Source organism: Bacillus sp. SIMBA_008 (assembly GCF_046535495.1).
GTDB classification, from domain to species: Bacteria; Bacillota; Bacilli; order Bacillales; family Bacillaceae; genus Bacillus; species Bacillus subtilis.
Map to the genome: position 1 here is coordinate 1 of NZ_JAWRWL010000117.1, position 361 is coordinate 361.

1 protein-coding gene is annotated in these 361 nt (G+C 74.0%); it reads right to left on the reverse strand.

All coding sequences use genetic code 11. From position 1 onward, the window contains the following. On the reverse strand, positions 1-361 hold a 361-nt coding region (locus SB658_RS22415), incomplete at both ends, for an MBL fold metallo-hydrolase (RefSeq protein ID WP_410602417.1).

Consider the following 361-nt stretch of genomic DNA (forward strand, 5'->3'; position numbering starts at 1 on the left):
GGCGGCGTGCCCGGGCAGGCTGACGAGCAGGTAGCTGCCGTCGCCCAGCAGGTCGTGCGCGCGGAGTTCGCGGCCGGCGAGCTCGACGGTGTCGAAGGAGTTGGCGACGAGCCGGTCCGCGTTGTCGAACCAGTCGGGCAGGAGTCCGGGGAGGACGCCCGAGCGGATGCCCGGCGCGGCGAGCGTGACCAGCTGCGGTGCCGTGAGCACGAAGCGGGCCCCGGGGAAGCGGTGCACTCCCCCGATGTGGTCGGGGTGCAGGTGCGACAGCACGACATGCGTCACCGTCGCGGGATCGACGCCATCGCCCCGGAGCTGGGCCGCGATGTCGTCGGCGTCGACGACGACGGGCGGCAGGAGC